Source organism: uncultured Thalassolituus sp. (genome assembly GCF_950066645.1).
Classification (GTDB): Bacteria; Pseudomonadota; Gammaproteobacteria; order Pseudomonadales; family Oceanobacteraceae; genus Thalassolituus.
Genome location: NZ_CATMFB010000005.1, coordinates 176,331 through 196,421 on the forward strand (window position 1 = coordinate 176,331; position 20,091 = coordinate 196,421).

Genomic DNA, 20,091 nt, shown 5'->3' on the forward strand with positions numbered 1-20,091 from the left:
CCTACGCTATCTTTTTGTTTTTTCTTCACTTTTCTCCTAAAAAAAGTGTTGACTCACCACAGCGATATCCGTAATATTCGTCCCGCTGTTGAGATGTTCCCCGATAGCTCAGTCGGTAGAGCAGCGGACTGTTAATCCGTTGGTCGCTGGTTCAAGTCCAGCTCGGGGAGCCAACACAGCATTCGGGGTATAGCGCAGTCTGGTAGCGCGCCTGGTTTGGGACCAGGATGTCGGGAGTTCGAATCTCTCTACCCCGACCATCAAGATTTCCTGCATTGTCTTCTTTTGTCCCCCTTTTCAAACTTCAAATAGTTCTCATTTTGTTGTATAAATTACGCCCAACAGTAAGCTTTTGTTGTGGTAGTTTATGTCTTTAGTAGCAGCCGTCGTTCAGTATCCACTCCCCTGCGCTGAGTGCAAATCCTACACCTCCAGACCCGCTGCCGTGATCCGTGATGAGCGTAAGATCACTTGCCGGGTCTGTGGTTCTGTCACCCGTCTGAGTGATCAACAGCTGGAAAGCCTCGAGCGGACCCTCGAGCATATGAATGTCTGCGGCCTGAGAAAAGACGCACTTGAAGATACCTGCAAAGAAGCAGAAGAAGCCGTCGCTGACTGAACAGTCGACAGGCACAAAAAAGCCCGCTGATGCGGGCTTTTTCTATTGTGCAGCAGAAATCAGTCTTTAACGATTTCCAGCAGCTCAACTTCAAATACCAGCGCAGAGTTGGCTGGAATTGCAGGGCTTGGGCTACGTGCGCCGTACGCCAGCTCCGCAGGGATGAACAGCTTCCACTTCTCGCCAGGCTTCATCAGCTGCAGGGCTTCAATCCAACCACGGATAACACCGTTAACCGGGAATTCTGCTGGCTCGCCACGCTCTACAGAGCTGTCAAATACTTCACCAGAAATCAGAGTACCGTGGTAGTGCACACGAACACGATCAGTCGCTGCTGGTGACTCACCTTCTTCTACGGCAGTCATCACTTCGTACTGCAGACCAGACTCAGTCGTTTTCACGCCTTCACGCTTACCGTTTTCAGCCAGGAAATCTTTGCTGGCCTGAGCAGCTTCATCATCAAGCGCTTTCTGCTTGCGCTCGGCTTCTTCCTGCATTGCCATGAACGCAGACTGAATTTCTTCCATGCTCAGACGCTCTTCAGCACCAGCCATCACATCACGGATACCCGCAGCGATTGCATCAGCGTCAAGCTCGGCGCCTTCACGCTGCATCTGGCGGCCAATATTCAGGCCGATACCGTAACTCATTTTCTGAGCATTGGTTTCTAACTTCACTTTTTCCTCCTGACCACAACCGGTCAATAACAGTGTACCCAGCGCGATGGCTGGAACGATTTTTACAAGCTTCATTACTATTTCCTGCTGGTCATTAAAATACACACGGGTCATCCCCGGAAACACCTCACGGTCAGCAAACATAATTTCCTTTGCTTGCCCGCTTGTCGCATTCACGACGGATATTCTTGCAAATCTGAATCTCCGCTGCCGACAGCTCTCCAGCCATCTGGCACCGGTAATTCTGCTTGCGTAACTCTGCATCCTTGATATTGGTCAGAGGCGACTCCCTCCCCCAGTTACAGCCAGCTACGACCACCAGAATTAATAACACACTCAGACGCATCCTCTGCTCCTCTGGCAGAAAAAAAGCTGTCTGAAGGGTGTCACAGACATGCAGCTTTGTCCACTGTAGCCACCGATGATGCAAGTCGTGACAAAAGTCCCACATTCCGCTGTCAGCCCGTTATAATCATGCTCAAAATTTACAAGGATTCACCATGATTCGCCTCGTTACTTTGCTGCTGTGTCTGCTCACAATTGCGGGCTGCGGCCCATCCAAAGAAGAACTCCTCAGGCAACAACTGCTTGAAGCTCAACGACTGGAGGAAGCCCGCAAGGAAGCTGAGCGACTGGCTGCAGAGCGCGATGCGCGAATTCAGAGTCGCCTTAACGAAGCCAGAGAAGCGTGGGACGCAAGCAACTACCTTGATGACGCGATGATTGATGGACTCTTCGAAGGCAAGCTGACCAAGGAGTTGCGTGCCGGCACCACCCGCTTTGTTGAGTTCGAGCTGCAGGCAGCGAAATACAACTATGGCGCCGGTAAGCAAAGTTTTGTCATCGTCGGCATGCGCAATCTGCCCAACAGCAAGGTCTACAGCGCCATCTTCCCCGACGAGAATGCAGCCTACCAACCGGGTCAGATTGCCAAGTCAGTTCTGGAATTTACGCTGAAAAATGAGACTGAGCTGAATCGCCTGTCACAGACAGTCGAAAAAGAAGACGGGCAGCGTTGGGTCGCTGCAGCTCTTAATTTCAAGGATTATCCATCGCTGGTCACCATGCAGAGCAGCTGGCGCTGGGAACCGGGTCTGTTCGAAGATATCAGCTGGCACGTCAGTCCGGAAAAGGCATACGAGTTCACGAATGAACGGGCACTGACGATGCAGATCGGTTTTCGATTCTGCCCGCTGCAACGTTGCCGCCTGGAACACCAGTACCGCCAGCATCCGATTCATGCCATCCGTAGTGATATTGTCAGTGTCGTGATCGGCCACCGGGGCACTGATTCCGTACTGGCAGAGTTTGTCAGGGAAGATAAGTAATCCTGATCTGCTACCCATAAAAAAACGAGCCATAAGGCTCGTTTTTTTATGTTCTGTTCTCGCGTTGAGACTCAGAAACCAAATGCCAGTGAAGCACCGTAGAACAGACCCGATACATCGAAATCAGTTTCAATATCGGTCGTATCTGCATCGGTTTTCATCGACAGTGTACGATGGCCGACTTCAAGTCCCAGATCCACGACAGGGACCGGCAGGTCATAACCGACCGTGAAAGACATATCGGTCAGAGAGTTACCGTCGTAGCCAATCGCATTGAATTCTGCCTGAGCATACAGACCAAACGGCGAACCTACCTGTGCTTCCAGGAAGCCCATAGGTAACGCGAAGTCCAGATCAACTTCTTCTGTCTGAACATCCGACTGCACTTTGGCGTAGCCATCGAACATACGCGCAGTCAGACCGAAATTCACATCTACGTAAGGAATCGGCAGCGGTAAGCCCCAGTAAAAAGTAGCATCTGTATGCGACAGGTCTAATTCACTATCGATATTGCCAGCAAAGACCTGACCGTTGAACTCTGTAAACAGAGTGCCGTCGCCTGTCATATCAAGACTGGTCTGACGCAGGCGTACATTTGGCAGCATAGGAATGGGATGCTCAAAGAACACTGTCATCTGAGTGCCACTTTCACCGTCCAGGCCAAGACCATTAGCAGACTCATCAACAGAAACACCTTCGTCAATCTGACCAGATGGCTCAGGGCTCCACATATTGGCTTTTGCGCCTACCGTAAAAAGAAGATCGGCGTGAGAAGCCACCGGTGTCATCGCGACCAGAAACGCCGCAAGTGCTGTTTTTTTCATTGGAATTTCCTGTTCTTATGTCGTGTTCCGCAACACTCTTACTGTGTTACTGCTGTGATAAATTGGCACACAGCATAATAAAATGCCAACGTTTCAATAAAAAAACGTTGGCACAGTCACATTGAGAGACGTATTTATCAGAACTGGATACCCAGGCGACGACCTACTTCTTCATAAGCTTCTACAACACCACCCAGCCCCTGGCGGAAGCGGTCTTTATCCAGTTTTTCGCGGGTGTTCTTATCCCAGAGACGGCAGCCGTCCGGCGAAAACTCGTCACCCAGTACGACTTCACCGTTGAAAATACCGAATTCCAGCTTGTAGTCGACCAGCAGCATATCGCCATCCAGGAAAAGCTGCTTAAGGACTGTATTCACCTTGAAGGTCAGCTCTTTCATTTTCTCAATGGTCGCCTCTTCAGCCCAACCAAAAGAACGGGCGTGATACTCGTTAACCATAGGGTCGCCCAGCGCATCATTTTTCAGGAAGAGCTCAAACGTAGGCGGGTTAAGGTCTTTACCTTCTTCCACCCCAAGACGACGTACCAGGCTTCCCGCGGCAACGTTACGGACAACACACTCCAGCGGCACCATATCGAGACGCTTAACCAACGAATCCGTATCGGAGAGCAGTTTTTCGAAGTGGGTAGGAATGCCAGCTTCCGCCAGCTTGCTCATAATGAAGGCATTGAACTTATTGTTCACCATACCTTTACGGTCCAGCTGCTCTACTTTCTTGCCGTCAAACGCAGAAGTGTCATTACGGAACTCAAGCACCATGTAATCCTGGTCATCAGTGGTGTACACAGACTTTGCTTTGCCTGAGTAAAGTAGTTCGCGCTTTTCCATAGGTTTCTCCGGAAAACTGGTTTCACCGGGCGTGCCGGTATTCGTTAATGTAAATTCAGTCCGCCAGGCTGAACCAGCCTGACAGGTCATCCTGCTCCAGAAGGTGTACCTCATCCGGGTGACATTCCAGCACAGGCGCCAGAATCTGGCGTACCAGATTCCGGTCATTGTTCTTTTCGCTGATATGGCCGGCCGTCACGAACCGGAGCCCGGGCCAGCGAACCCGGGCAATGAAGTCTGCACACTGAGCATTGCTGAGGTGACCGTAATCCCCTGCGACCCTGGCTCTCAGAACCGGTGGATACGGCCCGGTTTCAAGCATTCCGGGATCGTGATTTGCCTCAACCTGCAATGCGTGGCAGCCCTGATAAGCACCCACAATATGGGGGGTCACTGCGCCAAGGTCGGATAGTATACCAAGCCTCAGGCCTTGTGCATTCTCAATCACAAACTGAAGAGGCTCATGAGCGTCATGCGGAACGACAACGGGGGTCACTGCCAGACTGCCAATCTGAACGGCCGCCCCGGCTCCGATACATTGCCAGAGAGGATGCGCCGTCCACTCCATTTTACGTGCCGTCCCGAAGGACGCGTAAAACGGAATGTTGAGATGCTCACAGAAGGAGGTAATGCCCTTTGCGTGGTCGCTATGCTCATGGGTAACGAACGCAGCTCTGATCACTGACAGATCTATTTCTGCAGCCGCAAGGCGCTGCAGCAGTACCTTACGGGAAAAGCCGCTGTCGATAAGAATAGCGTGGGCACCGCAGTGAACCAGTGTCGCATTTCCGCGACTGCCACTGCCGAGGGAAATGTATCTCACTTCACCAGTTGGTCGTAAATTTCTTTCAGCACAGTCCGGGTCAGGCCAGCATCTGCCAGTGTATCTGCGTCCTGCAGCAGCGTCAGATAGACACCATTGCCAGAACGAACCATTCTCAGCTCGTAAGTCACTTCAGGCTCAATACGTTTACCCCAGAGCTTCCCCCACCAGCTGCGTTCATCATTCTCAGCTTCAGGGTTAGGCAGGTCCAGGTAGTAGACAGCAAGACTGCGGTTGAGGTCACTGACCTTCAGGGAAGACGCCGTAAGTGCATCCGCAACACGTGCCCAGGACACCGCAAAGGACGAATCGAGGGACAGAATCTCAGTACCTGCGCCATCCCGGTCCAGACGCGGGTTCAGTGCGAAACTACGGTATTCGCTCAGCGTTGTTGCCTGCTCGTCCGCGGCTTCTGCAAGCTCAAGAGCGACCGGTACCGGCACCCTGAACTCTTCTCCAAGATCTCCGTCTTTGCCTTCATCAGGAATCGGATACCTGTCATAAGTGCTCAGGTTGATGCCGTCAGGAAGACGGGTTGCGGCCGCCTCTTCTGCCTGCCGGTAATCCAGCGCGCGGTTGTGAAAGGTATCACCAAAGATCCAGCTGCAGCCGCTGATAAACACCAGCGGCAGGAGAAGAAAAGTTCGCATTGTTGTCCGTCAGATAATGCCCAGTTCTGTCAGCGCCAGCTCGACCTTAGGTTTGAGGGCGTTATCCAGCTCTACCAATGGCAGGCGGATACCAGTGTCACACCGGTTCATACGGTGTAACGCCCATTTAACCGGGATCGGGTTCGCTTCAACGAACATTGAGTTATGAAGATTCATCAGTTTCTGGTTCAGCGCGCGGGCTTCATCCGCTTTGCCATCCAGCGCCAGCATGCAGAGTTCATGCATCATGGCCGGTGCAACGTTTGCTGTCACAGAAATATTGCCTTTACCACCCAGCAGAATCAGTTCGTACGCCGTTTCATCATCGCCGGAATAGACCGCCATACGGTCACCCACAAGTTCGATAAGACGACGCGCGCGCTCCATGTCGCCCGTGGCTTCTTTCACAGCAGTGATCTGCGGAATATCAGCCAGAGCGGCAACCGTTTCTGGCAGCATATCGACGGCCGTACGGCCGGGAACGTTATACAGCCACTGAGGGATATCAACCGCCGACGCGATAGCTTCATGATGCTTAATCAGAGCACGCTGAGGTGGCTTATTGTAATAAGGAGTCACTAACAGACAGGCATCAGCGCCAACGCGCTTAGCTTCCTGCGTCAGTTCGATTGCTTCTACCGTGTTGTTAGCCCCGGTACCTGCAATCACAGGACGACGTCCTGCGGTGGTTTTTACGACACGTTCGATAACGCCAACATGCTCATCCGTTGTAAGGGTGGCTGACTCGCCTGTCGTGCCGACGGCGACAATCGCATCTGTGCCTTCCTTGATGTGGAATTCCACAAGCCGATCAAGGTTCTCCCAATCAACGCCGCCATCTGCGTGCATTGGAGTAATGAGAGCAACGATACTGCCGGTAATCATCTGAGGAAGTCTCCCGAATTTTTTATTATCCGCCCGGAGGACGTGGTGAACAGAGGGGCAAGTCTACTGGCGCAACCTGCCACTGACAAGTCAGTTACTGACATCTGGCCCGTTAGACAGTGCAACCGGCCAGGCTCTCAGTATCGCTTTGAATAAAGTCGCCAGCGGAATGGCAAAAAACACACCCCAGAAGCCCCAGAGACCACCAAAAATCAGCACAGCAACAATAATTGCAACCGGGTGTAGATTCACGACCTCCGAGAAAAGCAGCGGTACCAGAACATTGCCATCAAGCGCCTGAATTACGGCATAAACCGCCATTAACCAGAAAAAAGTTTCGTTCCATCCCCACTGGAAGTAGCCCACCAGGGCAATCGGTACAGTGACGACCGCTGCACCGATATAGGGAATCAGAACAGAGAATCCCACAGCAATTGCCAGCAGCGCGGCATAGTTCAGTCCAAAAATCACAAATGCGATGTAACTGACACCACCAACGATGACGATCTCAACCGCCTTACCCCGGATATAATTGGCGATCTGAACGTCCATTTCAGCCCAGACGTTTGTCAGCAGATTCCGCTTACTGGGCAGAAACGCCGTCATCCAGTTCACGATCTGGGTGGAGTCTTTCAGCAGGAAAAACACCAGGATAGGCACCAGTACGCAGTAAATCAGTAACCCCATCAACCCGGCGATCCCACTCAGTGAGAAGGTCACCGCTAACTGCCCGAGAGAGGCCAGTTCATCGGTAATCTGCTTAGTCCACTGTTTCACCTGGTCGACCGACACCAGCTCAGGATACTTTTCTGGCAGCAGCATCATCAGCTCCTGCCCTTTTGAGGCCATGCGCGGAATCTCGGAGATAAACTGAACAGCCTGATTCCAGGTGGCGGGCAGGATAATCAGGATCAACGTCAACATAACGGTCATGAACAACAGAAATACCGCGATCGTGGCAGAAAGATGTCCCATACCGCGACGCTTGCAGTAGTTCATCGCCCCTTGCAGAAGATAAGCGACCACAACAGCCGTCAGAAAAGGAGCAAGTACATTGCCGAGCGCCAGAATGACGAGAAGAAGGGCAATCAGGATCAACATCAGTGTCAGCGCTTCTTCATCTGAGAAATACCGGTCAATCCAGCGCCGTACTACCTTGAGCATGTTACTCCCCTTTCCTGATTACAAAACAATAGAGACTTTCTGACTCGTCCACGGATAACAGCTCGTGTGGACTCATATCAATAAACTTCGGAATATCCCGGGCACTGCCGGGATCGGACGCCATTACCCGGATGGTCTCTCCGGCACTGAGATTCCGCAAAGCAAGTTTAGTTCGTAACAGCGGCATCGGACATTCGAGCCCTGTCAGATCCAGATCATTGCCAGCCCCGGACTCTCCGGTTTCTCCAGTCACCTTTTATACTCCTGACATCAATCGCGCTGATTATACGGCAGCACAAGACTTCTGTATGCTGTACGGAACCCCGTTTTTTGTGCACAGTCACAGAAAGACCAAAGCAACTACTGGCCGGGACCATTTTACTTGAAACGTCTGCTAACACTCCTTCTGCTGCTGGCATCCGCAGGAAGCACATCTGCCACACAGGAGCTTCCCTCACTGGGAGACAGTACCTCCGGCCTGATATCACTTCATCAGGAAAAAGAGCTGGGGCAGGAGTGGTTGCGCGCCCTCCGCTCTCAGGCTCCGACCATTGATGATCCGCTTGCTATTACCTGGTTCCGCGACCTGGTCTACGAGCTTGTTCCACACTCCGGCTTACAGGATACCGATCTCTCGATCATTGTTGTCGATAGTCCCGAACTGAATGCGTTTGCGGTACCCGGGGGGATCGTGGGTATTAACCTGGGCCTACTGCTGTACAGCGACGACGAAGATCAGGTCGCTTCTGTACTGGCACACGAGCTGGCACACCTCAGCCAGCGTCATTTCGCCCGCCAGGTCGAGGCGGCTCAGCGTCGCGACCCGGTAACGCTGGCAACCTTGCTGGCGAGTATCGTTCTTATTGCAACTAACAATACGGACGCCGGCGTAGCAGGCCTGGTCGGGAGTCAGGCCGCCGCTATACAGAATCAGCTGGCCTATAGCCGCGACTTTGAACGCGAAGCCGACCGTCTGGGCATGGTCACCCTGAGTCGCAGCGGAATGGATGCCCATGCAATGACAGATATGTTCAGCAACATGATGTCGGCAAGCCGTTATCGTGGCAGCTCACTTGAGTTTCTGATGACCCACCCACTGACAAGCGCGCGGGTAGCCGATGCCGCCGGCCGTGCAGCACAGTACCCGGAAAAGCAACGACAGCGCAGTTTCAGTTTTCAGGTGCTCAGGTTACTTGCCGAGGCACGCTATCAGCTGAAAGATGAAGCACTCGCTGAGCTTGAACGGCGCCTGGAAAAATCTGGCCCTGACACCTCAGAGAATCACGACAGCAGAAATGCACTTCTGTACGCCCTGGCGAGACTCTCCTTTAATCGCGAAGACTGGAAGAAAGGTGCAGCTTATGCAGACCAGATTACCTACGCTCATCCCGCCGTCACCGCGTTGCGCGCACAGTTAACGGCCGAGATGGGCGATGCCGGTACGGCACTGACAATGGTGAAAGAAGCGCGTCGGAATTATCCCGCTGATCTCAGTCTGAGACTGACCCAGGCCATGTTACTCGACCGGAGCGGCAAAGCGCCTGAAGCGGTCGCAATACTCAAAAAAATCACTGAAGATTATCCGGAAAACCCGGCGTATTGGGCAACTCTCAGTAAAACGGCATCAACCTCAGGGGATTCTGTACTGGCCTACCGGGCACTGGGGGAAAGCTATTTCTACAGCGGCCGCAAACAGGAAGCCGCGCAGCAACTCCGCTCGGCCATTAAAGAGGCGGCTCGCCTGAGCGACTTCCAGAGAGAAGCGGCTATCCGGGAACGACTGAAAGTCGTCGAGCCTTTAAAAGACAGTCGCGGCAGACCCTGATCAGGCTGCCGTCACTGGTTTATTGAAATTCAGCATACGCTGCAGACTGACGACCGCTTTCTGACGAACGCTTTCATCGATCAGAATCTCCTGATCGCCTGACTTAAGCACATCACGGATATTATCGAGAGCGTTCATGGCCATCCACGGGCAATGAGCACAGCTGCGGCAGGTCGCGCCGTTTCCAGCTGTAGGGGCTTCAATCAGCAGTTTGCCTGTCGCCGCCTGCTGCATCTTGTAAAAAATCGCTTTATCCGTGGCAACGATCAGAGTGTCGTTCGGCAGATCACGCGCAGCTGCGATCAACTGACTGGTTGAACCAACTACATCCGCCAGCTTAACAACGGCTTCGGGAGATTCCGGGTGAACGAGTATGGCAGCGTCCGGATACACTTTCTTCAGGTCTTCTACGCCTTTCGCCCGGAACTCGTCATGCACGATACAGGCGCTGTCCCAGAGCAGCATGTCAGCCCCGGTCTCGCGCTCGACGTACGAGCCAAGATGCTTGTCAGGCGCCCAGATCAGCTTTTGCCCCTGCTCTTTGAGGTGATTGACAACGTCCAGCGCAATACTCGATGTCACGACCCAATCGGCCCGTGCTTTCACCGCTGCCGATGTATTTGCGTACACCACCACAGTGCGGTCAGGGTGCTGATCGCAGAATTCTGAGAAGCTCTCCACCGGACAGCCGATGTCGAGGGAACAGGTGGCCTCCAGTGTCGGCATCAGAATGCGCTTTTCCGGGCTCAGAATCTTGGCAGTTTCTCCCATAAAGCGAACACCAGCCACCAGCAGAGTACTGGCCGGATGATCATGACCGAAGCGCGCCATCTCCAGAGAATCCGCAACGCACCCACCCGTTTCTTCCGCCAGAGCCTGAATTTCAGGGTCTGTATAGTAATGAGCAACAATCACGGCATCCTCCTGGCGCAGCAGCTGGCGGATCTCTTCAATCAGCAGCGCCTTATCAGCTTCGCTGCGGGCCTCTGGTTGACGGGCCCAGTGCTCACGGATCAAATTCTCAGGGGTCAGGTTCATGGTGCTCAATTCTGTAAATTATCAACGGCTGGCGTGTGACTGTGGACTGTTTCTCTCATACAGAACCACAACGCGCAGATAAAAATAAGCGCGCGATTTTACCACACTCTTCTTAAATAAGTGCAAAGGGCCAGTTTTTCAATCGTGAACCGGCATCCTCAGTGCGTTGTCACTTTGGCCTGTTTGAAAGATTTTGCTGGACACCTGACGACAACATGCAGAATCCTGCGGCAAATACTGCCCCTCTTCACTGGCGTGTAATGTCTCATTCCACCTCAGTCTGGCACAGTTCTGGCCTGTGCTGGTCTGGCCGCTGTGGAAAATCTCACCAGAAATCCAGAAACATCTGTTCTGAAATAAAAAGTCGATTGAGTTCACTGGGTTAGATCATACAGCAGAGCAAAAAGCACACGCCCCCATGTCTTTCGACGACAAAAATGGCGTAAGTAGACTCATACATTTACCGGTAATCCTTATTCAATTTTCACTAGCCATTCAGCGCCACCAGGACATTGACGCCACACTTTAGTGTTGTATTGACCGTGCTTTTTTCAGCGTGCTTCTATTTTGCCGCTGCCCGACGAACCAGCGAAAACCCCGCTGTTGAACCTCGGACAGATTCAGATTCGTGAAGGAGCACGTATGGCATCGTACAAGGGAGTACAGGGCGTATTGAGAGCACTTGAAGCATTCTTCAAGAGCCGCCTGCCTGATGATCTCAGCGATGGCCCCACCAATGCCAAGGTCGAGATTCTGGGCAGCAGTGACATCGCCAATCGCCTGACCGGCAACATGCTGGGCATCTACCTGCACCGCATCACCATTGATGAACACGGGCGTAGCCGGTACTTCGCCCCACGTGGCAATGACCTCAGCGATACCAGCGCAGAGCTGCCGCTGAACCTGCACTTCCTCCTGATTGCCAACGCCGGCAGTGCCGCGATAGAAGCTGATCTGATGAGTTGGGCGATGGTCGAACTCGCGAATCACAGCCAGTTCGATATCTCACACCTGCAGGCGTCCGATGCCGGCTGGGGGGAAAACGAGGTGCTGACCATCACCCCGGAAGACACAACAACAGAAGACCTGATGCGTATCTGGGATGTATTTGAATCGCCCTATACCTCAACCATGGCCTACGTCGCCAAGACTGTCCGATTGCGACTTCAGCCACAACGTACGGAAGGTGGAGTTCTGGTCAGTCGGGTACTTGCCGGAGGGAGTGTCTGATGCGCCAGATTCAGGTTCTCGAATCCACCATTCTCCATGCCAGTGATCAGATATTCTGGCTGGACGGCAGCAGTGCCGCCGACATTTCAGCGATGCGCAGAGTCGCCAGGCCACTGCAGCTCGAGTTGTCTCAGTCGCCCCGTGATCTGGCCATGCGGGAAGGTACGGGTAAGTGCGTCTTCTGGCGCCGGGCGGGTGCGTCTGTCTCAGATGGCGTCGCAGACGATTCCGACAAGGCATTTACGACCGCCGGCACCTACACACTGGCTGGCACAGTGTCAGATCCGGGCGGGCATTACCTTCCGAGAAGATTTTCAGTCACCGCAGGCAACAATCCGCCCACCGGACATGCCCTGACACTTTATCCCGCACCGGTGGCCGTACGCTTTAACCGCGGAGGTGGTCTGCGGCTGTCACTGGGCCGTGCCGCCGACGCCACTCCCCTGCCCTGGGCAATTGTCACAGCAAGCATCTCAGTACCCGGACTGGGAACTCAGATTTATCGCGCCCAGGCAGATGCCCGTGGCGAGCTGCTTCTGCCGTTTCTGCGACTGCCGCCTCTGGCTGAAGGTATTGATGATTACAGCGCGACGTTGACTATCCACGGCAGAAATGACACCAGCGCAGACCAGATCAGTAACCCCGACGATTTTATCGCCATGGAGCTGGGTGCTCCTGACGATGCCAGTTTTTCTCAATCCATCGGTTTTTCGGCAGTACCCGGTGAACTATCAACCCTGCGGTCTGACGGCAGGACTTATCTTGCTGTGCAACCTGTATGACCCGTCTGAAAGGAGAAGACCATGCCTGAATATCTAGCCCCGGGTGTGTTTGTAGAGGAAGTGAGCTTTCGCTCCAAATCCATTGAGGGTGTAGGCACGAGTGTGGCTGCCATTGCGGGTCCGACCCGGACAGGCCCTCTGCGTGGAATGCCCGAAGTTGTCACCAGTTTTTCTGAATTTACCCGCATGTATGGCGATGTCTCGGACCTCAGTCTGGGCGGAACGCCAGTGCTCAACTATACCGCGCTTGCCGCAAAAGCCTTCTTCGACGGAGGTGGTAAGCAGCTTTTTGTTGCGCGTGTGGCCAACTACACCAACCCGACAGACGGCTTTGCCAGTGTGGCAGACAGTAATGGCCATGTGACTTTCTCCAGCCGCTTCCCCGGTGCCATGGGTAATGTCACGCTGGAAATCGACTGGCGCGACAGTGAAAACCTGTTGCTCAGTGTCGTCACTTCAGCCCCAGCCGATGGCGAAATTGTCTTCATCGATGCCTCCGGGCTGGGTGAAGATGCTACCGCCTCAGATACCAGTGCCCAGGCGTTACCGCTGAGTATCCGTGGCCTGGTGCGGAAATCCGGTACCAGTTACGAAATTGTCGACGGCCTCTGTCAGATTACCGATGACAACGGCGCCAGCGTCACTCCGGCAACACTGCTCGATGGTGGTAACCACCTGCTTGAAGCCGGTCTGGTTAACGACAGTGATACCAGTGTTACCTTCACTAAGGTCCAGGCCCGTCGCCCGGCCAGCGGCGCACTCGCCGATGGTACGTCAGCGGTACTCAACTTCAGTGCCGAAACCGACCTGTCCGCCTTTTTTACCGGTACTCACTGGGGAACACTGACCACCCTACGTGGAACGTTAAATGCCGCAGGCACCGTATTCACCGTCGATGCCTCAGGTCTGAATCCGGGCGTCACTACTGCAATCAGTCTGAATCTGAGCGCATTAGCGGCGGCCTCTGGCAGCATCCGGACTATGATGGTTCAGCGTTCTTTCGATATTAATGTCCGTAACGGCGGCGCCGAAGGCCCTGTGATCTACACCTACGCAGACATTTCGACCGCTCCATCTGGCAGTAACAGCCTCAGCACCCGATTGGCAGAATCCCCAGCCAAACGTTATGACGCACTGACCAGCCCGGTTCAGTGTGAGCTCGCTGACAGTATTACCGGCGCCAATATTATCACCGCCCTCTACGATCTGTTCGACGCAGGTGCCATGAGCCCCGCTCCGATGTCAGTCGACGGCCCCCGCTATCTGATTACCCTGACCGGCGGTAACGATGGCAATACACCTGCGGCAGTACACTACGGTGGTGAAATTAACGAAGTGACCGGCAGCACAGGCTTTGCTGCATTCGAGGATATTGAAGATATTTCCATCGTAATGTGCCCAGCCGCATCCGCCGATGCCACAAACCACCAGGCTGTCGTCGCAGAAATGCAGAAGCATTGCCGGAAGATGCGCTACCGCGTCGGTATTGTCGACAGCCGTCAGGGGATGTCTCTGTCTGAAATCAGGGAATTCCGCAGCAACTTCGACGACAGCCGTCTGGCCCTTTATTACCCTTGGGTAACTGCCGCCGACCCTCGTGGCACACTGCCTTCTGTCGCCCTGCCTCCCGCTGGCTTTATTGCGGGTGTCTATGCCAACACCGACGTACAGAGAGGCGTCCACAAGGCACCTGCGAACGAACCTGTGATCGGCGCACTCGGCTTTGCTCAGGAGATTAACCGCTTCCAGCAGGAACTGCTTAATCCCGCCGGGGTTAACTGCCTGCGCTCTTTCCCAGGCCGCGGGCATCGCGTCTGGGGCGGGCGGACTCTGTCGAGCGATCCGGAGTGGAAATACGTCAACGTCCGTCGCTACTTCCTCTATCTCGAACGCTCTATCGAAAAATCAACTCAGTGGGTCGTGTTCGAGCCCAACGGCGAGCGCCTGTGGGACAACGTCCGCATCACCATCGAGAATTTTCTCTACAACGAATGGGCCAACGGGCGCTTACTCGGCAGTGCGAAAACCGCCTATTTCGTGCGTTGTGACCGCAGCACTATGACCCAGAATGATCTCGATAACGGACGCCTGGTCTGCGAGGTAGGGGTTGCTGCTCTGACTCCGGCCGAATTCGTGATTTTCCGGATCGGTCAGAAAACGGCTGACAGCTGATCTATCACTCATTCCCCCGGAATGGGGACAGATAAAGGAGCCTGAACATGGCACAGTTTCGTGAAACGCCGTACAGCGTATTTAACTATCTGGTTAATCTCGACGACGGCACAGAAGGTGAAATTGCCGGTGGTTTTTCTGAGGTTTCCGGCCTCAATGCAGAAGTCACCGTTGCAGAGTACCGTAACGGTAACTCACCGGTAAATTACGTCAGTAAGATCCCGGCCATTCATAAATCCGGCGATGTGACTCTGAAGCGCGGCGTCATAGGCGCAGGCAATATCTATAGCTGGCTCGAAGAAATCCGCGCCGGTAATGTCGGCGCTAAACGCAACGTAACGATAAAACTCAAAAACGAAGATCCGACCAGTTCGTCAGCGGTGGTCACCTGGAAATTGATCAACGCCATGCCGATCAAATGGACAGGCCCAACCCTGACAGCCAAAGGCGGCAGTGATGTCGCAATGGAAGAACTGGTGCTGTCTGTCGAACATATCGAGCAGGAATAACCGGATCATGATGCAGGAAGCACTCGCCGCACGCGTCGTCCTTACCCCCCGTCCTGAGCGTCAGACAGAACTGCCGCTACAGGTGGCGATGCTTGGACATTGTCCGGGGAAAGTACGCGCGCAGCGACTGCTGGCACTGGCAGATGCGCTCAAGGAAATCCGCGAAGCCGGGTTTGCAGAGCAACTGCACTCGATCATGGCTGATCCGGACAATGCCAGCCTGCATCACCTCCCTATTCCGCTGCGCTCGGCGTCGGAGTTTCACGACATATTCCCTCAGGCAGCAACCGAGAATGCTCTTTATCACAGTGTTCTCGCCGGACGTCGTAGCTGGCTTGCGCCCTGTGTCGATGATTTTTTTGCGAATGGCGGTAGCAAGCTCTGGATTATTGCCATCCCGGAAGAAGAGTTTCAGGCAGGGTTCTTCCCATCTGTGCAAACCAACCTGACCGATGTCTCCAGTCTCAAGGGGTTAGCAAGCCTGCTCGTTATTCCGGAGATCGGCGAAATCTGCCTGCCAGACCTGGAACGGCTACAGATTCCTGCCCGACTCCCCGATGTTCCCCGGGTCCGGCTGGATAATCCGCAACCCGCATTTCTGCCCTGCTCTCAGTCGCTTGATGACGACCACAGGGAGCGACGCAACGACGACGAAATGGCGCTGGATGATCTGCCTGATCCACTGAACTTCCGTCAGGTGTTACAGAATATTCTGCCGTGGCTGAGTCGTTATCGCCCCGATATTCAATGTCTGATGACTTTGCCTCTGGCATACCTTGAGCAGTCGGATACTCCCGGTGCCGACACAGAGGCTCTGGCGATACTGAATCAGTTACGCACATCTGACACCCCCTCAGTGCTGAGACAGATCCAGTTTGTGTATCCCTATCTCCGGGGTCAGGGACGGCCGTTACTCTCACCGACCGGTATCGTCAGTGGTAGCCAGTCTGCCACTGCGTTGCAGAAAGGCCCGTGGCGCTCGGTGGCAGGCACGCCTCTCAGCTCGGCTAACTTCCCTTACCCTAGGCTGAACCGCGCGCAGTTACTGACACTTCGTGATGCTCCGGGCATCTCCCTGCTGGAGCGCAGAAATCAGCGGGTAGAACTGGATGATGAGCGCCTGTGCGTACCGGCATTACCTGCCGATGATTATCTGAATTCAACCGACCTGAGTCGCTTTGATGGTTTCCGCTCAGCCGAGCTCATGCGCCTTCTCGGTTATCTGCGCCGACAACTTACGCGCTTCGGAGAGCAACTCGTCTTCAGTGCCGATGCATCGGACCCCCGCCCACGGCTGTTGATTGAGCGCTTTCTTCGCACCCTCTGGCAGCGCGGCGCACTCCGGGGACAACGCGCCGAAGACGCATTTACGTTACGTCAGATTCCCTCAGGTGAAAGCACACTGCTGCTCGAAATTGAAATAGCGCCAGCACTGCCAATCGACCGCATCCGCCTGACTTTTACCAACACCGGCAGCGACTGGCAGACGGAGATCGGACATGTCTGAATTTGTTCCTTTCCGCTTTAAGGTCAACCTTTACAACAGTGGCAATAACCAGTTGCTGTGCAGCGGCCGTTTCAGTGAAGTCAGTGGCTTTGAGCTGACGATGGAACCCAAAGCCATTCAGGAAGGTGGCCGTAACTGGGGCGAGCTGCAACGGGCGGGACAGACCAAGTTCGCGCCCATGACACTGAAGCGGGGAGTGACATCGGTCAATGATCTCTGGAGCTGGTTTGATGCCAGCACCCGCGGTGCCAACTATGGCTATCGCCTGCATGGTGAAATCATCGTGTTAGGCAACCCCGGAAAAGGCGGCAGTGAAAACCCGGTCATGACCTGGAAATTACAGGGAGTAATGGCAACAAAATTCAAAGGGCCAGACCTGAATTCCACATCAAGCCAGGTCGCAATAGAGGAAGTTCAACTGGTTCACGAAGGGCTTGAACTGGAGCGTCAGGCGAACGACAGCGCACAAGGAGCACAGCCATGAGCCATCCGGAACGCGGCAAACTGATTCCAGTTACCGGTGAAAACGATGACCCGGATATGGATAACGCCATCGATGTGCAGTTTAACCCGGTAAGCCTGAAGGTCACTCTGTCTAATACGCTGAAGGCCAACGAGCGAGATGGCAGCAGCAGTGCTGCACAGTTCGTCGATAAAAGCTCATCAACCCTGTCGCTTGATCTGCTGTTTGATACCACCCGTGCGGATGAAGATGCAGGGGATGATTTTACTGAAGGCTCTGATGTCCGCGATCTGACCCGCCGGGTCGCTGAAACCTTTATTAAGCCCGAAGAATCCGGCAGCGATATGAAGGCACCCAAACGCTGCCTGTTCCAGTGGGGCAGCTTCGAATTTATCGGCATGGTCGAGAGCTACGACGAAACCCTCGAATATTTCTCTCCGCAGGGACGACCTTTGCGCGCCAAGCTCGCTCTCAAACTGAAAGAAGACCGTTTTCAGTTCCGCCAGCGCACCGACGGGGTCGAACCGGCCAGCCCTGCTCTGCCGCAACTGTCACCGACCGGTCAGGACGACGAGGCAAAACCAAAACCTGAACAGGAAGACACCCCCGTCCCAGGCCCCAGCGAAGGCAAAGATAACTGGCGCGATACCGCGAAATACAACGACATCGAACACCCCCGCATGCCGGGCGTATCGGTGTTGGCTAAGCCCACACCGGGGTGTCGCCCCCAGGGCGGTTTATCCGCTGGCATCAGCGCCGGTCTCGGTGCCAGCGTTTCCATGAATGCCAGTGCCAACAGCACAGCCGGAGTCAGTGCGTCCATCAGCGCCGCCGCACTGCTGCGCGTCAACACGGATGCCGGTGTCGGCTTTGAATAAGGAGCAGATATGCCAGTCATTATCGATGAAGTAATTGCCGACGTGCCCTCTGCCAACGTGCAGAGCAGCGCCACGCAGCCAGCAGAGCAACAAGCCATGCCACCGGTAGCACGAGACTTAATACGACTGCTGGACAAACAGCAGCAGCGCCAGAAACGTTTATTAGTGGACTGAAATACATGACGACTCCTGAGGCTTTTTTTAACAGCACCCCGATCATCATGGTGAATGGTGAAGAGCGCGGTGACGTGAGCGATGCCCTCGGCAGCATGGTAGTCAACCAGGTGCTGCGAGGCTCTGCTCACGCGGAGTTGTCATTCAGCAACTGGGGTACCCCGGAAGGTGGCCAGGAACCCGATTTTCTTTTTGCAGACATTCTGCCGGGAGCGGAAATCGACATACAGATGGGACAACCGGAGCCGGTCGTGATTTTCAGCGGAGAAGTGACCGCAATTGAAGAGGAATACGGCGAAGGCGCGCCTCTCCTTACTCTGTTATTGCAGGATAAACTGCACCGTCTGGCGCGCAAACGTCAGAACCGTGTTTATGAAGAGCAATCCCCCGACGACGTGATTCAAGCGCTGGCTGGAGACCTTGGTTTATCTACCGACGTTCAGGTCTCTGGCATCGTCGATAGCTGGCACCAGATTAATGAAAGTGATCTGGCCTTTATGCTGCGCATCTGTGACCGCTTCGATATTTCTCCCCGGATCAGCGACGGGTCACTCCGTGCCCGTTCAGAAGAGAGTGACAGTGCTCCGGTAGAACTCAGTGCGCAGGACAATGCTATTCAGGTAAGACTGACTGCTGACCTGAACCACCAGCCAAAATCCTCCATCAGCCAGGGATACAACCTGGCGACCGGAGAAGCTGTCGACCATAGCAGCGACAGCATGACACCGGCACCTTCCGCCACCAGCGCGGCTGATACATTGAGCGACCTCAGTTGGGAAGGCGAAGAGACCATCCCCCAACCCTTCGCCCGCTCGGTCGCTGAGGCCGAGGCCTATGCCAAAGCCCATTTTCGTCGCCAGGCCCGCAGGTTTATTCAAGGTGACATTATCTGTCAGGGGGATGCTGCCCTGAGAAGTGGCCGTGAAGTTGAATTGAGCGGTGTATCACCACGACTCAGCGGACGTTATCAGGTTGCCCATTGTACCCATCGCTTTGATCGGCGCTCGGGGTTCGAGACCCACATTAAAGTTAACCGTTCAGACTGGAGCCCTGCATGAACGTCCACACTCCCGGACAGTTACAGTCGCTGCAACTGGCGCAGGTCACGGACAACAGTGATCCGGACCAGCGCGGTCGTGTAAAAGTGCGCCTGCAATCTACCCCACTGGAGCTCTGGGCCAGTGTCGTTGTGCCTTCTGCGGGTCCGGATTATGGCACCAGTTTTATTCCTCGCGTCGACGAAATCGTGGTGGTCAGCTTTATCAGTCACGACATGCCAATGGTTCTGGGCAGTGTCTGGCAGGGATCAGACAGTCAACCTGCAGAAGCCGATGCCGTACAGGATCATTATGTGATCAAAACCCCCGCCGGTACGGTTCTGGAATTCAGTGACGAAGAGCCCAATGTGTCACTCACCACCCGCTCCGGATACCACATCACGATTGATGAGAGCGGCGGCGGCGAGCTGACCATAGAACGCGGCAGCCAGAGTATCAAGCTCTCCGCTTCGGACATCAGTATCGACAGTGGTGGCCCGGTGAATATTAATGCCACCAACGTGAGTGTCAGCGCCAGCATGGTTCAGGTAGATGCGGGTATGTCCCGCTTCAGTGGGGTGGTCCAGTGCGACACTATCATAGCGACGTCAGTGGTAGGCACGACCTACACACCCGGCGCCGGGAATATCTGGTGAGG

The 20,091-nt window shown here is 54.4% G+C and carries 23 protein-coding genes and 2 tRNA genes; 15 read left to right on the forward strand and 10 right to left on the reverse strand.

Annotation, left to right across the window (positions count from 1 at the left end; genetic code table 11):
- The first annotated feature begins 97 nt into the window (after nt 1-97).
- The 3 genes from Q1L85_RS06510 to Q1L85_RS06520 all read left to right on the forward strand — a co-directional run bounded on the left by Q1L85_RS06510 (nt 98) and on the right by Q1L85_RS06520 (nt 619).
- Nucleotides 98-173 (forward strand) — tRNA-Asn (locus tag Q1L85_RS06510).
- Between the two features lie 10 nt (nt 174-183).
- Nucleotides 184-260 (forward strand) — tRNA-Pro (locus Q1L85_RS06515).
- Nucleotides 261-367: 107 nt separating this feature from the next.
- Nucleotides 368-619 carry a hypothetical protein gene (locus tag Q1L85_RS06520; RefSeq protein WP_300428133.1) on the forward strand — a complete coding sequence of 84 codons (252 nt, stop codon included), beginning with the start codon at nt 368-370 and terminating at the stop codon, nt 617-619.
- Between the two features lie 59 nt (nt 620-678).
- Here the strand turns inward: Q1L85_RS06520 and Q1L85_RS06525 are convergent, their stop codons facing one another.
- Both Q1L85_RS06525 and Q1L85_RS06530 read right to left on the reverse strand, forming a co-directional pair.
- Nucleotides 679-1,440 (reverse strand): FKBP-type peptidyl-prolyl cis-trans isomerase, encoded by a 762-nt coding sequence (locus tag Q1L85_RS06525; RefSeq protein WP_300428132.1) that lies wholly within the window; start codon nt 1,438-1,440, stop codon nt 679-681.
- A complete protein-coding gene (locus tag Q1L85_RS06530) occupies nt 1,430-1,642 on the reverse strand; it encodes a hypothetical protein (protein ID WP_300428131.1) in 213 nt (70 codons plus the stop codon). The genes Q1L85_RS06525 and Q1L85_RS06530 overlap by 11 nt, the downstream gene beginning before the upstream one ends.
- A gap of 154 nt (nt 1,643-1,796) precedes the next feature.
- Between Q1L85_RS06530 and Q1L85_RS06535 the strand changes: the two genes are divergently transcribed.
- Nucleotides 1,797-2,624, forward strand: coding sequence for a hypothetical protein (locus Q1L85_RS06535; RefSeq protein WP_300428130.1), 828 nt, complete (start codon nt 1,797-1,799; stop codon nt 2,622-2,624).
- Nucleotides 2,625-2,695: 71 nt separating this feature from the next.
- On the opposite strand, the gene Q1L85_RS06540 is transcribed toward Q1L85_RS06535, so the two are convergent.
- The 7 genes from Q1L85_RS06540 to Q1L85_RS06570 all read right to left on the reverse strand — a co-directional run bounded on the left by Q1L85_RS06540 (nt 2,696) and on the right by Q1L85_RS06570 (nt 8,071).
- Nucleotides 2,696-3,448 carry a TIGR04219 family outer membrane beta-barrel protein gene (locus tag Q1L85_RS06540; protein ID WP_300428129.1) on the reverse strand — a complete coding sequence of 251 codons (753 nt, stop codon included), beginning with the start codon at nt 3,446-3,448 and terminating at the stop codon, nt 2,696-2,698.
- A gap of 137 nt (nt 3,449-3,585) precedes the next feature.
- On the reverse strand, nt 3,586-4,296 hold the full coding sequence (gene purC, locus Q1L85_RS06545) for a phosphoribosylaminoimidazolesuccinocarboxamide synthase (protein ID WP_300428127.1): 711 nt from the start codon (nt 4,294-4,296) through the stop codon (nt 3,586-3,588).
- Nucleotides 4,297-4,351: 55 nt separating this feature from the next.
- Nucleotides 4,352-5,119, reverse strand: a complete 768-nt coding sequence (locus tag Q1L85_RS06550) for an MBL fold metallo-hydrolase (protein ID WP_300428126.1) — start codon at nt 5,117-5,119, stop codon at nt 4,352-4,354.
- A complete protein-coding gene (gene bamC, locus Q1L85_RS06555; protein ID WP_300428125.1) occupies nt 5,116-5,769 on the reverse strand; it encodes an outer membrane protein assembly factor BamC in 654 nt (217 codons plus the stop codon). Before bamC ends, Q1L85_RS06550 begins: the two co-directional genes overlap by 4 nt.
- Before the next feature lie 9 nt (nt 5,770-5,778).
- Complete coding sequence (gene dapA / locus Q1L85_RS06560) at nt 5,779-6,654, reverse strand: 4-hydroxy-tetrahydrodipicolinate synthase (protein ID WP_300428124.1); 876 nt, start codon at nt 6,652-6,654, stop codon at nt 5,779-5,781.
- 90 nt (nt 6,655-6,744) lie between these two features.
- Nucleotides 6,745-7,818, reverse strand: coding sequence for an AI-2E family transporter (locus Q1L85_RS06565; protein WP_300428123.1), 1,074 nt, complete (start codon nt 7,816-7,818; stop codon nt 6,745-6,747).
- Between the two features lies 1 nt (nt 7,819).
- Nucleotides 7,820-8,071 carry a sulfurtransferase TusA family protein gene (locus Q1L85_RS06570; RefSeq protein ID WP_300428122.1) on the reverse strand — a complete coding sequence of 84 codons (252 nt, stop codon included), beginning with the start codon at nt 8,069-8,071 and terminating at the stop codon, nt 7,820-7,822.
- Between the two features lie 129 nt (nt 8,072-8,200).
- On the opposite strand from Q1L85_RS06570, the gene Q1L85_RS06575 reads away from it, so the two are divergent.
- The gene (locus Q1L85_RS06575) at nt 8,201-9,643 is read left to right on the forward strand and encodes a M48 family metalloprotease (protein WP_300428121.1); all 1,443 of its coding nucleotides are present in this window, start codon (nt 8,201-8,203) and stop codon (nt 9,641-9,643) included.
- On the opposite strand, the gene nadA is transcribed toward Q1L85_RS06575, so the two are convergent.
- A complete protein-coding gene (nadA, locus tag Q1L85_RS06580) occupies nt 9,644-10,681 on the reverse strand; it encodes a quinolinate synthase NadA (protein WP_300432642.1) in 1,038 nt (345 codons plus the stop codon).
- Nucleotides 10,682-11,323: 642 nt separating this feature from the next.
- Between nadA and Q1L85_RS06585 the strand changes: the two genes are divergently transcribed.
- The 10 genes from Q1L85_RS06585 to Q1L85_RS06630 are packed head-to-tail and all read left to right on the forward strand — an operon-like array spanning nt 11,324 to nt 20,089.
- The gene (locus Q1L85_RS06585) at nt 11,324-11,911 is read left to right on the forward strand and encodes a DUF4255 domain-containing protein (protein ID WP_300427274.1); all 588 of its coding nucleotides are present in this window, start codon (nt 11,324-11,326) and stop codon (nt 11,909-11,911) included.
- Nucleotides 11,911-12,693, forward strand: a complete 783-nt coding sequence (locus Q1L85_RS06590) for a hypothetical protein (RefSeq protein WP_300427273.1) — start codon at nt 11,911-11,913, stop codon at nt 12,691-12,693. The genes Q1L85_RS06585 and Q1L85_RS06590 overlap by 1 nt, the downstream gene beginning before the upstream one ends.
- 21 nt (nt 12,694-12,714) lie before the next feature.
- Nucleotides 12,715-14,865 carry a phage tail sheath subtilisin-like domain-containing protein gene (locus Q1L85_RS06595; protein ID WP_300427272.1) on the forward strand — a complete coding sequence of 717 codons (2,151 nt, stop codon included), beginning with the start codon at nt 12,715-12,717 and terminating at the stop codon, nt 14,863-14,865.
- Between the two features lie 47 nt (nt 14,866-14,912).
- Nucleotides 14,913-15,374 (forward strand): phage tail protein, encoded by a 462-nt coding sequence (locus Q1L85_RS06600; RefSeq protein WP_300427270.1) that lies wholly within the window; start codon nt 14,913-14,915, stop codon nt 15,372-15,374.
- A 7-nt stretch (nt 15,375-15,381) separates the two neighbouring features.
- A complete protein-coding gene (locus Q1L85_RS06605) occupies nt 15,382-16,881 on the forward strand; it encodes a hypothetical protein (RefSeq protein ID WP_300432645.1) in 1,500 nt (499 codons plus the stop codon).
- Entirely contained in the window at nt 16,874-17,365 is a 492-nt protein-coding gene (locus Q1L85_RS06610; RefSeq protein WP_300427268.1) for a phage tail protein, read from the forward strand. The genes Q1L85_RS06605 and Q1L85_RS06610 overlap by 8 nt, the downstream gene beginning before the upstream one ends.
- Nucleotides 17,362-18,222, forward strand: a complete 861-nt coding sequence (locus tag Q1L85_RS06615) for a hypothetical protein (protein ID WP_300427267.1) — start codon at nt 17,362-17,364, stop codon at nt 18,220-18,222. Before Q1L85_RS06610 ends, Q1L85_RS06615 begins: the two co-directional genes overlap by 4 nt.
- A 9-nt stretch (nt 18,223-18,231) precedes the next feature.
- Entirely contained in the window at nt 18,232-18,396 is a 165-nt protein-coding gene (locus Q1L85_RS06620) for a hypothetical protein (protein ID WP_300427266.1), read from the forward strand.
- 5 nt (nt 18,397-18,401) lie between these two features.
- The gene (locus Q1L85_RS06625; protein WP_300427263.1) at nt 18,402-19,454 is read left to right on the forward strand and encodes a phage late control D family protein; all 1,053 of its coding nucleotides are present in this window, start codon (nt 18,402-18,404) and stop codon (nt 19,452-19,454) included.
- Nucleotides 19,451-20,089: a phage baseplate assembly protein V gene (locus Q1L85_RS06630; RefSeq protein WP_300427262.1), complete on the forward strand. Its 639-nt coding sequence runs from the start codon at nt 19,451-19,453 to the stop codon at nt 20,087-20,089. The genes Q1L85_RS06625 and Q1L85_RS06630 overlap by 4 nt, the downstream gene beginning before the upstream one ends.
- The last annotated feature ends 2 nt before the right edge of the window (nt 20,090-20,091 follow it).

Bases quoted from the DNA above. Each gene is read 5' to 3' on its own strand.
- Q1L85_RS06520 (WP_300428133.1), top strand. From the start codon at position 368: ATGTCTTTAGTAGCAGCCGTCGTTCAGTATCCACTCCCCTGCGCTGAG.
- Q1L85_RS06525 (WP_300428132.1), bottom strand. From the start codon at position 1,440: ATGTTTGCTGACCGTGAGGTGTTTCCGGGGATGACCCGTGTGTATTTT.
- Q1L85_RS06530 (WP_300428131.1), bottom strand. From the start codon at position 1,642: ATGCGTCTGAGTGTGTTATTAATTCTGGTGGTCGTAGCTGGCTGTAAC.
- Q1L85_RS06535 (WP_300428130.1), top strand. From the start codon at position 1,797: ATGATTCGCCTCGTTACTTTGCTGCTGTGTCTGCTCACAATTGCGGGC.
- Q1L85_RS06540 (WP_300428129.1), bottom strand. From the start codon at position 3,448: ATGAAAAAAACAGCACTTGCGGCGTTTCTGGTCGCGATGACACCGGTG.
- purC (WP_300428127.1), bottom strand. From the start codon at position 4,296: ATGGAAAAGCGCGAACTACTTTACTCAGGCAAAGCAAAGTCTGTGTAC.
- bamC (WP_300428125.1), bottom strand. From the start codon at position 5,769: ATGCGAACTTTTCTTCTCCTGCCGCTGGTGTTTATCAGCGGCTGCAGC.
- dapA (WP_300428124.1), bottom strand. From the start codon at position 6,654: ATGATTACCGGCAGTATCGTTGCTCTCATTACTCCAATGCACGCAGAT.
- Q1L85_RS06565 (WP_300428123.1), bottom strand. From the start codon at position 7,818: ATGCTCAAGGTAGTACGGCGCTGGATTGACCGGTATTTCTCAGATGAA.
- nadA (WP_300432642.1), bottom strand. From the start codon at position 10,681: ATGAACCTGACCCCTGAGAATTTGATCCGTGAGCACTGGGCCCGTCAA.
- Q1L85_RS06585 (WP_300427274.1), top strand. From the start codon at position 11,324: ATGGCATCGTACAAGGGAGTACAGGGCGTATTGAGAGCACTTGAAGCA.
- Q1L85_RS06590 (WP_300427273.1), top strand. From the start codon at position 11,911: ATGCGCCAGATTCAGGTTCTCGAATCCACCATTCTCCATGCCAGTGAT.
- Q1L85_RS06595 (WP_300427272.1), top strand. From the start codon at position 12,715: ATGCCTGAATATCTAGCCCCGGGTGTGTTTGTAGAGGAAGTGAGCTTT.
- Q1L85_RS06600 (WP_300427270.1), top strand. From the start codon at position 14,913: ATGGCACAGTTTCGTGAAACGCCGTACAGCGTATTTAACTATCTGGTT.
- Q1L85_RS06605 (WP_300432645.1), top strand. From the start codon at position 15,382: ATGATGCAGGAAGCACTCGCCGCACGCGTCGTCCTTACCCCCCGTCCT.
- Q1L85_RS06610 (WP_300427268.1), top strand. From the start codon at position 16,874: ATGTCTGAATTTGTTCCTTTCCGCTTTAAGGTCAACCTTTACAACAGT.
- Q1L85_RS06615 (WP_300427267.1), top strand. From the start codon at position 17,362: ATGAGCCATCCGGAACGCGGCAAACTGATTCCAGTTACCGGTGAAAAC.
- Q1L85_RS06620 (WP_300427266.1), top strand. From the start codon at position 18,232: ATGCCAGTCATTATCGATGAAGTAATTGCCGACGTGCCCTCTGCCAAC.
- Q1L85_RS06625 (WP_300427263.1), top strand. From the start codon at position 18,402: ATGACGACTCCTGAGGCTTTTTTTAACAGCACCCCGATCATCATGGTG.
- Q1L85_RS06630 (WP_300427262.1), top strand. From the start codon at position 19,451: ATGAACGTCCACACTCCCGGACAGTTACAGTCGCTGCAACTGGCGCAG.